13 protein-coding genes are annotated in these 12441 nt (G+C 65.4%); 8 read left to right on the top strand and 5 right to left on the bottom strand.

Features of this window, described 5'->3' with window-relative positions; genetic code table 11:
- The first annotated feature begins 74 nt into the window (after positions 1-74).
- The gene (locus AC1DIM_RS07370; RefSeq protein ID WP_477709845.1) at positions 75-398 is read left to right on the top strand and encodes a helix-turn-helix domain-containing protein; all 324 of its coding nucleotides are present in this window, start codon (positions 75-77) and stop codon (positions 396-398) included.
- Positions 399-494: 96 nt separating this feature from the next.
- On the opposite strand, the gene AC1DIM_RS07365 is transcribed toward AC1DIM_RS07370, so the two are convergent.
- Entirely contained in the window at positions 495-1874 is a 1380-nt protein-coding gene (locus tag AC1DIM_RS07365) for an MFS transporter (protein WP_477709844.1), read from the bottom strand.
- Between the two features lie 266 nt (positions 1875-2140).
- Here AC1DIM_RS07365 and AC1DIM_RS07360 point away from each other — a divergent pair, with 266 nt between their 5' ends.
- Entirely contained in the window at positions 2141-2392 is a 252-nt protein-coding gene (locus AC1DIM_RS07360) for a hypothetical protein (RefSeq protein WP_477709843.1), read from the top strand.
- 20 nt (positions 2393-2412) lie between these two features.
- On the opposite strand, the gene AC1DIM_RS07355 is transcribed toward AC1DIM_RS07360, so the two are convergent.
- Both AC1DIM_RS07355 and AC1DIM_RS07350 read right to left on the bottom strand, forming a co-directional pair.
- Positions 2413-3117 carry an AfsR/SARP family transcriptional regulator gene (locus AC1DIM_RS07355; RefSeq protein WP_477709842.1) on the bottom strand — a complete coding sequence of 235 codons (705 nt, stop codon included), beginning with the start codon at positions 3115-3117 and terminating at the stop codon, positions 2413-2415.
- A gap of 188 nt (positions 3118-3305) precedes the next feature.
- A complete protein-coding gene (locus AC1DIM_RS07350) occupies positions 3306-4097 on the bottom strand; it encodes a helix-turn-helix transcriptional regulator (protein WP_477709841.1) in 792 nt (263 codons plus the stop codon).
- 76 nt (positions 4098-4173) lie between these two features.
- Between AC1DIM_RS07350 and ilvD the strand changes: the two genes are divergently transcribed.
- Complete coding sequence (gene ilvD, locus AC1DIM_RS07345; RefSeq protein ID WP_477709840.1) at positions 4174-6039, top strand: dihydroxy-acid dehydratase; 1866 nt, start codon at positions 4174-4176, stop codon at positions 6037-6039.
- A 61-nt stretch (positions 6040-6100) separates the two neighbouring features.
- Here the strand turns inward: ilvD and AC1DIM_RS07340 are convergent, their stop codons facing one another.
- Complete coding sequence (locus AC1DIM_RS07340) at positions 6101-6718, bottom strand: dihydrofolate reductase family protein (RefSeq protein WP_477709839.1); 618 nt, start codon at positions 6716-6718, stop codon at positions 6101-6103.
- A 108-nt stretch (positions 6719-6826) separates the two neighbouring features.
- On the opposite strand from AC1DIM_RS07340, the gene AC1DIM_RS07335 reads away from it, so the two are divergent.
- Positions 6827-7858 (top strand): LacI family DNA-binding transcriptional regulator, encoded by a 1032-nt coding sequence (locus AC1DIM_RS07335; RefSeq protein WP_477709838.1) that lies wholly within the window; start codon positions 6827-6829, stop codon positions 7856-7858.
- 30 nt (positions 7859-7888) lie between these two features.
- On the opposite strand, the gene AC1DIM_RS07330 is transcribed toward AC1DIM_RS07335, so the two are convergent.
- Complete coding sequence (locus tag AC1DIM_RS07330; RefSeq protein WP_477709837.1) at positions 7889-8332, bottom strand: SRPBCC family protein; 444 nt, start codon at positions 8330-8332, stop codon at positions 7889-7891.
- A 208-nt stretch (positions 8333-8540) separates the two neighbouring features.
- Here AC1DIM_RS07330 and ligD point away from each other — a divergent pair, with 208 nt between their 5' ends.
- From ligD to AC1DIM_RS07310, 4 genes are all read left to right on the top strand, one after another.
- Entirely contained in the window at positions 8541-9782 is a 1242-nt protein-coding gene (gene ligD, locus AC1DIM_RS07325) for a non-homologous end-joining DNA ligase (RefSeq protein ID WP_477709836.1), read from the top strand.
- Positions 9783-9832: 50 nt separating this feature from the next.
- Entirely contained in the window at positions 9833-10624 is a 792-nt protein-coding gene (locus AC1DIM_RS07320; protein ID WP_477709835.1) for a PIG-L deacetylase family protein, read from the top strand.
- A gap of 75 nt (positions 10625-10699) precedes the next feature.
- Positions 10700-11263 carry a DoxX family membrane protein gene (locus AC1DIM_RS07315; protein WP_477709834.1) on the top strand — a complete coding sequence of 188 codons (564 nt, stop codon included), beginning with the start codon at positions 10700-10702 and terminating at the stop codon, positions 11261-11263.
- 31 nt (positions 11264-11294) lie between these two features.
- Entirely contained in the window at positions 11295-12179 is an 885-nt protein-coding gene (locus AC1DIM_RS07310; protein ID WP_477709833.1) for an oxygenase MpaB family protein, read from the top strand.
- Positions 12180-12441 lie beyond the last annotated feature (262 nt).

Raw genomic sequence — 12441 nt, 5'->3', positions numbered from 1 at the left:
CGGACCCTAATAGGTATTGGACGCGGCGTAATAGCCGGTGGGATAGTGAAATGGAGCCCACTGGAAGAGGACCCATGAACCTGCCGAGCACCGTGGCATGGCGCTGGCCTGGCAATGTGGCCGAACTTGCACGGCTCCTCCGTGATCTGCACGGTTCGGCCGGAAGCGGCCTGATTCAGACCAAAGACCTGCCTTCTCCCATGCGCAGGACGTCCTGGTCATCGCTGAGCCGCTACGAACAGTCCGAGCGCGATGCCATTGTGTCAGCCCTGGCGGAAGCCGCGGGAAACAAGTCGCGTGCGGCAGAGATCCTCGGCATCGGCCGGACCACGATGTACCGCAAGATGCGTGCCCTGAAGATTGACGACGACGAACGAATGATCGCGCCCGGCGGTTAACCTGCGGGTTGGGGTCGGCTCCGCCCCGGGAATGCACCACGAAAATGACCCCCGACACTGCGTCGGGGGTCGTTTCGTGGTGCAGGCCTGGTACGCCTATTTCATGATCGATTCAGGAGTGGGCTTGGAGTCGGCAACGTCGGCTGAGCGAGGCCGCCTGGTGGAGGCCGCCGCCCGTGGACCGCCAAGCAGTTCGGTGGGGGTTTTGGACGTCTCACGCATTCCCAGCACCGCAACCGCGGCGATGGCGGAGGCAACTGCGCCAAAGATGGCCACGGGCAGCCCGCCGGAGGGGCCGGGGACCAGGAGCATCGCGGCCACCATGGGGGCGAAGCCGGCGAGGAGGTTCCCAAGCTGGTTGCTCACGGCCATGCCGGTGAAGCGGACAGGTGCCGGGAACTGCTCGGCGAAGAAGGATGTCCACACACCGTTGTAGCAGCTGAAGAACAGGCTCATGTTGAGGAAGGCGAAGACCGCAATCATCAGCACATCCGCCGTCGAGATCGCCCAGAGGTACCCGAAGAGCGTGAGCGAACAACCGACAGCGGAGATCAGCACGGTCCGTTTCCGGCCGATGATGTCGGAAATGTATCCGGCGGCGGGAATGGTGATGATGGAGAACGCGATTGCGCCGGAGATGACCGCGAGCATAATGCTTCGGTCAATACCCAGCGAGGTTGCGTAGGACAGGCTGAACACGGCGAACAGCGTCTGCATCGCAGCCAGCAGGGACGCTCCTGCCACACAGATCACGCTGCGCCAGTGGTACGTGAAAACGTCGCTCAGGGGCAGCTTCCGGACGGCGCTTTCTTCCTTGGCTTCGGCGAATACCGGGGTTTCGTCCAGGTGGCTGCGGACGTAGTAAGTAATGACCACAACAACGGCGCTGAGCCAGAAGGGCACCCGCCAGCCCCAGCCGTAGAGGTGCTCGGCCGGCAGGAGCGCCACCGGCAGGAAGACGATGGTGGCCAGCGAGCAGCCCACGGCGTACCCTACCATCACGAAGCTGGTGAAGAATCCGCGCTTCCCGACAGGGGAATGCTCAACGGTCAGCGTTGAGGCCCCGACGGATTCGGCGCCCGCAGAGAAGCCCTGCACCACGCGCAGGACCACCAGCAGTGCCGGGGCGAGGAGGCCCACCTGGTCAAAGGTCGGCAGGCAGCCGATGGCGAAGGAGGCGATGCCCATCATGACCACCGTTGCGAGCATGACCCGCTTGCGGCCGAGGCGGTCACCGAAGTGTCCCATCACCACTGCGCCGACAGGCCGGGCCACGTAGCCCACCGCAAAAGTGGCGAACGAAGCGATCAGGGCAACGGTGGGGTCACCCGACGGAAAGAACAGTCCGTTGAAGACAAGGGCTGCTGCGGCGCCGTAGACGAAGAAGTCGTAGTACTCGAGCGCGCTGCCCAGGAGTGCGGCGGTGGCCGCACGGCGCGGCGTCATCGCCGGCGATGATGTTGTACTGCTTGTCATGTGTTTCTCCCTTGAAACAGGCTCATTGGTCAGACTGTGATGCAGGCCACTGCCTCTGTATTCAGGGTGAGGGGTGTGGCGCAGGGCACAGTGTTCCAATGTGAAACAGCCCTGCCGCCGAGAACGGACGTGCCTGGCTGCGGCGATCTTGAGCAAACCTTTCGCCTAGCTAGGCCGATTGCTGATTCTTTTGCTGCAGGATCGAGGAAGCCTCCATGAACTTCCACTCACTGGGAGCCCGCCGAATGAGAGTAGGGTGAAATGCGATGACACAGGACGATCCGCCGTCAGGAGCCTCCGCCGAAAGCGAGTCAGGCCCGGCGATGCCGGCTATGGCCGCCTTGGTCATCCGCACGTGGAACGAGCCGGATCAGGCGCCGGGCTTCCGCGCCAGGCTAACCTACAGCGCGGCACCGGACGAAGATCCGCGCACTATTTCCACTGCTGATCCGGATGAAGTCCTGAGGTTGGTCGGCCAGTGGCTTGACGCACGATCGGCGCTCCCGCGCGATCTTTGAATTCGTCTGGCGGTTGGCTCTCACGACATGTCCGAGACAAGGCGCCGTATGGCCATTGAGGGCACCAGGCCCATGTCCGCCTTCAGTTTCGTTTCGTATTTGTTGAAGGCGCGAACCGCGGCAGCATTGTTGCCGCGCGCCCGTTCAGCCTCGATGAGGAGACCAACCGCGCTCTCGTAGAGGGGTTCGACTTCCAAGGCCGCCTCCGCGGCTTCGAGGGCGGACTCATAATCACGCCGGGCCAGCGACGAGCGGGAGATGATGTGGTACGCATGGAGCCGGTCCTGCTGCAATCTGCTCTGTTCAAAGAGCACCCAATCGTCGTACCAGCCGGGGAGCAGCTCGGAGTCCCGCAACTGCTGGAGACACGACGAAACGTTTCCGTTGAGGCCGGTCCGGCCCAACTCCCGGATTTGGTCGCGGAGCCGGTGGAGATCCACATCCACACGTTCGCTAAGGGACAGCATCCGTCCGTGGTTGACCAGCAGGCCCGGGACCTGCCGGGAAATGAGATGCAGGGCAACCCGAAGGCTTTCGAGCGCCCTGGACTCGGGGCTCTCCGGCCAGAGCAGACCAACCAGGTAGCTTCTGGTTCGGGGGCCATTAATGGCCAGCGCTGTGATGAGCCGTTGTTGCCGGAGTGCGACATGTACGACGTCGGTGTCCCGGCGTAGTTGCCACGCCCGGATCAGCCTCAACTCAAAACCATAGTCGCCGTTGCCCATGGGTACCCCCGAAGATTTAGGAACCACTTTCCGCAGTCCGGAGCGGGCTGTCAACGGCCTTCGTCTTCTGTCAGATTTATGACCCATGACGCGTCACCAACGGCGCGCAACCAGAGTGCCCCAATGACCACTGACACATCCGACTTCGACGAGTTCCGCGCGTTTCGCCTCGCAGTGGCTGAACCAGTTCAGGTGCCCGGGACAGGAGCGTACATAACCAGGTGCAGTTCGGGAGCGTCCGATGGCACCAGCCGGTGCTGCTCATAGACCAATCTGCCTGCCTCGGGATGCAGGAACACCCGCTGCCGGGACGCGAAGCGCTCCACGCCGCGGTCCGCCCAGAGCTGGGCGAACTCGGGGCTGGCCCCGGCCAGGCGGGAGATCAGCGCCGTGTGGGCCGCCGATCCAAGACGCGCCCCTGCTTCGGCGCGGAATTCAGCAACGAAATGCCGCGACGTCTCTTCCCAGTCGGGGAGCATCTCGCGCAGGTGCGGGTCCGTGAAAATCAGCCAGAGCAGGTTCCTGTCAGCCGGGCCGACGGCCGCTATTCGCGAGTACAGGCCGGCGTACGCACGATTCCAACCGGCGATCCCCCAGTCCGGAGCCACGGCGAAGGCCGGGAAGTCCAAAGAGTCCAGCAGCCGCTGCACGTGTGCGGGCGCTTCCTCTATCGAGGCGACGTCCGCGACCGGAACGGGAGTGTAGCCCCCCAAAGCCAAAAGGTACGCGTTCTCGGCGGCCGTCAGTTGAAGCACCCGCGCGATGGCCTCAAGGACCTGGCGCGAGGCATTGATCTCCCGGCCCTGTTCGAGCCACGTGTACCACGTGACACTGACGGTGGCGAAGGAGGCAACCTCCTCACGACGCAGCCCCTGGGTGCGGCTGCGTCCGATGGGCGGCAGACCCAGCTCCGCGCGAACCAGGTTTCCGCGCCGGTCACGCAGGAACTGCCCCAGCTCCCGCCGTCGTTCATCACTCATCCCAAGAATCTAGCACTCCCACTACTAGTACCAGCACCGTCTTCCGCCGCCGCTCCCCCACTGGTTGACTGCTTACATGCCTCCTCTACGCTCACGAACAGTCACCCACGGCCGCAACATGGTGGGCGCACGCGCCTTGCTCCGGGCCGCCGGCGTCAACGGATCCGACTTCGGCAAGCCGATCATCGCCGTCGCAAACAGCTTCACCGAATTCGTCCCCGGGCATACACACCTCCAGCCGGTCGGGCGCATCGTCTCGGACGCCATCATTGAGGCCGGTGGCATCCCGCGCGAGTTCAACACCATCGCCGTCGACGACGGCATCGCCATGGGCCACGGCGGAATGCTCTACTCGCTGCCCTCGCGCGACCTGATCGCCGACTCCGTGGAGTACATGGTCAACGCGCATTGCGCCGACGCCCTGATCTGCATCTCGAACTGCGACAAGATCACCCCCGGCATGCTGATGGCAGCGCTGCGGCTCAACATCCCCACGGTCTTCGTCAGCGGAGGCCCCATGGAAGGCGGCACCGCGGTCCTGGTGGACGGCACTGTCCGCAAGCGCCTGAACCTGATCTCCGCCATCGCCGACGCCGTCAACGACTCCGTCTCCGACGAGGATCTGCTGCGCATCGAGGAAACATCCTGCCCCACCTGTGGTTCCTGCTCGGGCATGTTCACGGCCAACTCGATGAACTGCCTCACCGAAGCCCTGGGCCTCTCGCTGCCGGGGAACGGCACCACTCTTGCCACGCACACCGCTCGCAAGGACCTGTACCAGGACGCCGGCAAGGCAATCGTGGACATCACCAACGCCTACTACGACGGCGACGACGAGTCGGTGCTGCCGCGGGCCATCGCCGGACGCGCAGCATTCGAAAACGCCATGACCATGGACATCGCCATGGGCGGCTCGTCCAACACCATCCTGCACTTGCTCGCCGCCGCCCAGGAGGCCGAACTCGACTTCACGCTTGAGGACATCGACGCGATCTCGCGCAAGACACCGTGTCTGACCAAGGTTGCCCCCAACGGCGACTACCTCGTCGAGGACGTACACCGCGCCGGCGGCATCCCGGCCATCCTTGGCGAGCTGGACCGCGGCGGGATGCTCCGTCACGATGTGCGCTCCGTGCACGGACCGGACCTGCGCTCCTGGCTGGACGACTGGGACATCCGCGGCGGTAAGGCCACCGACACCGCCGTCGAACTGTTCCACGCGGCGCCGGGTTGCGTCCGCTCCGCGACGGCCTTCTCCCAGTCCGAGCGCTGGGACACCCTGGACACTGACAACGCAAATGGCTGTGTCCGCTCGATCGAAAACGCCCATACCGTGGAGGGCGGGCTGGCCGTGCTCCGGGGCAACATTTCGGTGGATGGCTGTGTGGTGAAGACCGCCGGCGTGGACGAATCGATCTTCAAATTCTCCGGCCCGGCAGTTGTGTTCGAATCCCAGGACGACGCCGTCGAAGCCATCCTCAGCAAACGGATCGTCGCAGGCGACGTCGTCGTCATCCGCTACGAGGGCCCGCGCGGCGGACCGGGCATGCAGGAGATGCTCTACCCGACGTCGTTCCTCAAGGGCCTGGGTCTTGGCGCGAAGTGCGCCCTGATTACCGACGGCCGCTTCTCCGGCGGAACCTCAGGACTCTCGATCGGCCATGTCTCCCCCGAAGCTGCCGCGGGCGGGGCCATCGCGCTCATCGAGAACGGCGACACCATCTCCATCGACATCCCTTCCCGTTCCATCAGCGTGGAAGTTCCCGACGACGAACTTGACCGCCGCCGCGACCTGCTGGAGGCGACCACCGGGTACCGGCCCCGCGACCGTGAGCGTGCCGTCTCCCCCGCGTTGCGTGCATATGCGGCTTTCGCCCTGTCCGCGGACAAGGGCGCAGTGCGTCACGTGCCTCTGGAGCCCTTGCCTGTCGCCGCGGGATAGGGGCGCGTGCGTAGGCGGCGGATTACCCGACGGTGTCCGCCGCCTCCCTGCTTTGTGGGAATCATCGCCCGGTGAGAACTGTGGGGACGTACTCAAGCAGCTGGAGCCGGCCGTCGAAGGTCCTGCTGTCCACCATCTCGAGCGCGACGTCCGGATAGCCGTCGTAGATCCGCTCCCGGCCGGTGCGGCCGGTGATCACGGGGAAAACCACCAACCGGAACCGATCCACCAGGCCGGCCGTCAGCAACGATCGGGCCAGACTGAGGCTGCCAAGGGTGCTCAGCGAGCCGGTGCCGGTCCTTTTCATTTCCGTCACGGCCTCCACCGCGTTGCCCGTGACCAGTTCGGAATTCGGCCACGTCAACGGTGCCTGAAGAGTGGAGGAGAAAACAATCTTGGGCACTGCGGCAAGGCCGGTCAGGCTGGCCCCCTCATGCTCGGAGTACCCGGACCCCTCCACCGCGGCCTCATCGGACATGCCGGACATCAGCCGGTAAGTGTTCGCCCCGAGAAGGAACGTATAGCTTTTCTCCCCTTCCTGGTCGAGCCACGCCAGGTACTCGGGCCCTTCCAGGCCCCACCAGCCGGGCCACCCCTCGGCGGAGGCATAGCCGTCGAGGGAGATGATGAGGTCCACCATCAGCTTTGCCGATGACGCCTCCGCAGTTGTCTCGCTCATGGCCGTCCTCCCCGATCTGATCAAGGTCAGTTTCCGCTGGGCGCGTGCCGGACATGCTAACCCCGGAGCATTCGGACGTTCAAGGGTTCTCTTTGGGAGAATGAGGCCATGGCGAAGAGCTCGAGCAATGCTGGCCCCACGGTCACGATTTACGACATCGCAAAAATCGCCGGCGTCAATCCCTCCACCGTGTCCCGGGCTCTCGGAAGACCGGAGCGGGTCAGCGCCAAAACGAGGAAACTCGTGGAGGAGGCGGCCGCGGAGCTCAACTTCAGGGCCAACCCGCTCGCACGTGCACTGCTGAGTGGCCGCACCGGCACCATCGGGCTCATCGTCGCGGACATCACCAACCCCAGCTACTTCGACATGATCCGCGGTGCCCAGTCTGCCGCTGCCGCACAGGGGTTGACCCTGGTGCTGGCCGAGTCGGCCGAATCGGCGTCAACAGAATCCGTGGCCGCCCGGCGTATCCAGCCCTCCACCGACGGCATCATTCTGGCCAGCCCGCGCATGTCCGATCCGGAGATCCGGGCACTCAACGCCACGAAGCCTGTCGCTGTCATTAACCGCAGTGTTGACGGCGTGGATTCCGTAGTCCCCGACGTCGAACCAGGCATCTCCGAAGCGGTTCGCCACCTTGCCTCCGGCCGCCACCAAGGGATCGCTTTCCTGAGCGGACCCGAGACCTCCTGGATCTCGGCCCGCCGCTGGGAGTGTTTGCAGTCCGCCTGTGAATGGACAGGGCGCGAGCCTCTGCTTGTTCCCACCACGGCACCCACCACGGAAGGTGGCCGGCGTGCGGCGAGGGACGTGATTTCTTCCGGAGCCACCGCCGCCCTCTGCTACAACGATGTCCTGGCGATCGGGCTGATGCGGGAGCTGCAGGCAGCGAAAGTGAAGATACCGGACGAATTCAGCGTGATCGGGTTCGACAACATTTTTGGGTCCGACTTCACCACTCCGGCGCTGACAACTATTGCCTCACCCTTCCGTGAAGCCGGCGCTTCGGCGCTCTCCTTGATTCTGGCGGCCATTCCACACGCCGAGGCCGGCCCACCGCCGGCCGAGCCTTGGGGACCTGCGGCCCTGCCGACGCACCTGATCGTGCGCGGATCCAGCGGCCGGCTGCTTGCCACGTGACCACGTCACCGGGCCAAACAGCCCAGCAGCTCATGCCCTCCTCGGGGCGGCCTCCAGATAGCTTTTCAGCGCTGACCAGTTGGCCTGTTCCTGACGGTTTCCCAGCGCCCGGATCAAGGGAGTGAGGGCGCGCAGTGCACCCTGCGGGCGAAGTGTCCAGAGCCAGCGCAGGCTGGTGCCGTTTCCTTCGGGGACGAAGGTCAGCTCGCCTTCGATCTCCATCCCGGCAGTCCGGCTGAGCGAGCTCAGCGTCTGCGGGCGATTGAAGCCCGTGCATTCGATGGTCAACGCCGTGCGGCTGCGCCCGCGCATGATCACGGCGAATCGCGTTCCGACCCCAACGGGTCCCGGGGTGAGTTTCTCGGCCCGGAGCATGTTCGGGTTGTACCGTGGCTCGTTGCTTTCATCGGCAACGAAGTCGAACACGTCTTCCACCGGGGCATCGACGAAGATTTCACCGGTAATCGGCTTCACCGTGAGGTTCCCTTCTCATATGGCTCCGAACACCCTTCGGGCTCCTCCCACCATGAATCCAGACCCCCTTCGGCGGGAGGGCCGAAGGTCCCCCCGCACTGACCGGGGCCTGCACGCGGCGCCGCGCGCCGCCGTCGTGCGTTGCCTTGTTTTGGTTGCCGCGGCAACGGGTCTGGTTGGGACTTCCGATCGTTGCTAGCGTGGCGTCATGAACCCCTCCAAGACCCCGGCCGAGATCCTCTCCATTGCCGGTGCCGAGGTTCGCATCTCGAGTCCGGACAAGGTGGTGTTCCCCGGGCCGGGGCTCACGAAGCTTGATCTGGTTCGCTACTACCTCGCCGTCGCGGATGGTGCTCTGCGCGGCGCCGGCGGCCGCCCCATGGTGCTCAAACGCTTTCCGAATGGCATCGACGGCGAGCCGTTCTTCCAAAAGCGGGTTCCCGAAAACCACCCAGACTTTATCGACACCGCGACACTGCACTACGCGTCCGGCACGTCAGCTGAGGAAGCCGTCCTCCGGGATGCGGCCGGGCTCGCATGGGTGGTGAATCTTGGCTGCCTGGACCTCAACCCGCACCCGGTACGCGCCGAGGACCTCGAGCACCCCGACGAGCTCCGGGTCGACCTCGATCCGATGCCGGGAGTCGACTGGAGTCAGATCGTGGACGTCGCCTACGTCGCGCGGGAGGTGCTCGACGACGTCGGACTCGTTGGGTGGCCCAAGACGAGCGGGTCGCGGGGGCTCCACGTCCTGGTGCGGATCGCGCCGAAGTGGTCGTACCGCGACGTGCGGCTCGCCGCCGAGACCCTCGCCCGAGAGGTCGAGAACAGGGCTCCCGGCCTCGCCACCGCGCGGTGGTGGAAGGAGGAGCGCGGCGAGAGTGTGTTTGTCGACTTCAACCAGAACGCCAAGGACCGCACTGTGGCATCCGCATATTCAGTGCGACCCCTACCCGATGCCCGGGTGTCCACGCCGCTCACCTGGGACGAGGTCCGTTCCGCCCGCCCGGAACAGTTCACCGTGCGGACGGTGCCGGGGCGCTTCGCCGACATGGGCGACCCGCACGCGGGGATCGACGACGCCGTTGGCTCCCTCGACGGGCTCCTCGCGCTGGCCAAAGAACTTGGCCCCGCCGAGAAAGCGCCGCGCGCCGGCGACGGCTCCGGTCGCCGGCAATCGGTGATGCCGCTCATCGAGGTGGCCCGCACCAGGACCAAGCCCGAAGCACTCGCGGCGCTTGAGGAGTGGAAGGCCCGGCATGCTGACCTCGTCCCGGCGCTGCATCCCGCCGACGTGCTCGTGGACGGGATGCGCGGATCGAGCTCGCTCTGGTACCGGGTGCGGGTGAACCTCCAGCACATCCCCGAGGCGCAGCGTCCGCAGGAGGAGCTTCTTGCCGACTACGATCCGTGGGCGGGCAAGGAGTGGCCTGGGCGGCCGGGTTCCTGACGGATCCGCGCTGCTGTGCTTCTCCCCCTGTAGGGTCTAGCGTTTCTCCCATGAATGAGCCGCACTCCCTGGCGGTGGTGGTCGCCCATCCGGATGACGATGCGTACGGTTGCGCGGGCTCGATTGCCCTGCACGAGAATGACCCGGGGTTCAGGTTCTGCCTGGTGCTCGCCACCGACGGCGCAGCCGGACAGATCGCCGCGGGGGTCCCGACGACGCCCCCTGAGTTGGGTGCCTGGCGTCGCCGTGAGAGCGCCAACGCGTGGCGGGCGCACGGCAGAGTACCCGACCGGCACGAATGGCTGGACTACGCCGACGGGCAGGTGGCGGAGGCGGATTTCGAGGAACTGGTCGGCAGGATCCTGGAGATACTGCTTGCGGAACGGCCCCAGGTTGTGGCGACCTTCGGGCCCGACGGAATCACGGGGCACCGGGACCATATCGCCGTCGGCAGGGCCACCGATGAAGCATTCCACAGGGCACGGCAGACGCCGGGCCCAGGCTTCCGCCGGCTGGTGCACGGTGCCATGCGCGCCTCCACCTTCGAACGGTGGAACCTCAGGCGGCAACAGGCTGGGCTGACGCCGTGGGACCCGACTCTCGAGTACCACCTGCGACCGGTCCCTGATGAGTGGATAGACATCGAAGTGGACACCGGCGCGGTGGCGCACCGGATTGTTGCGGGTCTGTTGGAGCACAAGTCCCAGCGGGAGGCCCTGGTGGATCCCGGCATGGATGAGCGCCGCTGGACCAGGATGGCGTCCCGGGAATCGACGGTCATGGCGTGGCCGGGCCGGCCTGCCGGCAGTCCGTTGCTGACGGACATCTTTGAAGGACTTTGATCGGGTCCCCGACGTAGAATTTTCACGTCAGAGCCGCCGCCCAGCGCGGCGGCAACATCACCTGAGGAGCACACCATGAGCCATGAAACGACCAGCTCCGCTGCTGCAACCGCGGCGCAGACCATCTTCCGAGTCGCTCTGGGTGGGGTGCTCATGGCCCACGGATCCCAAAAGCTCTTCGGGTGGTTCGGCGGCGGAGGCCTCGAAGGCACCAGCAAGGGCATGCACGCCATGGGCTTCCGCCCCGCAAAATCAAGCGCCGTACTCGCAGGCGTTGGAGAAGCAGGAGCCGGCCTCGCCCTTGCCCTAGGGCTGGCGACCCCGGCCGCCGGCGCCGCCGCTGCCACCACCATGGCCGTCGCGGCCAGCGTCCATGCTCCTGGCGGGTTCTTCGCCACCGAAGGCGGTCTTGAGTACCCGGCGGTGCTGGCCGTGGCGGCAGCAGCGTTTGCCTTGGGCGGCCCCGGCGCCTTCTCCCTGGACGCGCTCACAGGCCATGTACTGGACCGGCCATGGATGCGGGCGGTGGCTCTGGCCACCGTACCCGCAGTCACCGCCGTCCAAATATATCGGCGGCATCAGGCCTTGGCCGCCGACGCCGCTGCACCGGACGCCGGCGCCGCGGCGCACGACGGCTGAGCAAGTTTCTCTCCGTTGGAGGTCCCTCCTGATGCGGCTCCATTCATCGCTGGCCCAGAGCCTGGACAGGCAGCTGTCCCGCGGCCCCGAAGATTTTGAGCAGACGTTCCGTCAGATGGCTCTGTTCGACCTTGCAGAGGACATCAAGTTCGGCTTCTTTCTTGCCTACTACCGGAACTTCGCCATTCCATCCGGTTCAGCCACACTTGTGCGGAACGGGGAAATACCCGCCCGGCCCATGAAGCGGTCCATCGACACCGGCCTCGTGATCTACGAACTCATCGCCAACGGCTTGGACTCGGAACGCGGCCGACACATGACGGCCCTGCTCAACCGCGTCCACCGGCATGTTCCAGGCAGCCAGGAGGATTTCCTTTATGTGCTCATGACCCTCTTGGTGGTTCCGATCCGGTGCGCCGACCGCTACGGCTGGCGCAAACCAACCCAGACCGAAAGAGACGCCGCAACCCGCTTCTTCCGCGAGCTGGGCGCGAGAATCCATATCTCGGACATTCCCGTCACGTTCGAGGCGGCCGGAAAGTTCTTCGACGACTACGAACGCCGCCGGGTGGCCCCAAGCACGGCCGGCAAGACGCTGATGGGCGCCACCATTCAGGTATTTCAAAGCATGCAGCCAAAGCTCCTCCATCCGGTCACGGAACGCATGATCGCAACAATGCTCGACGACGCACCTCTCGCCGCGGCGCTCGGGCTCCCCCGACGCACCTGGTGGTCACGCCTCGCGCTCAATGCCGGCATGGGCGTGCGCAACGCGATCCGGCGCCGCACTCCCCTTAGTACGCTTCCCAGTTTCCTTCCCGGAGAGGCCGCCCCGCCGATCTATGCCCAGGGCTACGAGTTGGCCGATATTGGTCCAACTAACGTCATGGGACCCCAGGACCGCAACGCGTCCTGATTTAGGGAGCGGCTTTTTCGCACGGCCGTGAAGTTCGGCCGAGGGGGCCTGAACCGCACCCAACGACGCGAGCCAGGTGCCGCCGTCGTGCATCATTTCCGTTGCCGCAGGCAAATATCGGCCAGCCTCTGGACTCCTGAGCGGAGCCCAATCAGACTGACTACAACAGCTGGCCCGACAGGCCGGAATCATCCGTATTTTGACCGATCGGGAATGGACAGCTGCACTTCAGGGCTTTAGCGCGATGCCTGTGACCCTTGAA

The organism is Pseudarthrobacter sp. 01T43 (assembly GCF_056398665.1).
The sequence above is the reverse complement of the archived record's forward strand: the minus strand, read 5'-3'. Positions and strand labels throughout refer to the sequence as shown.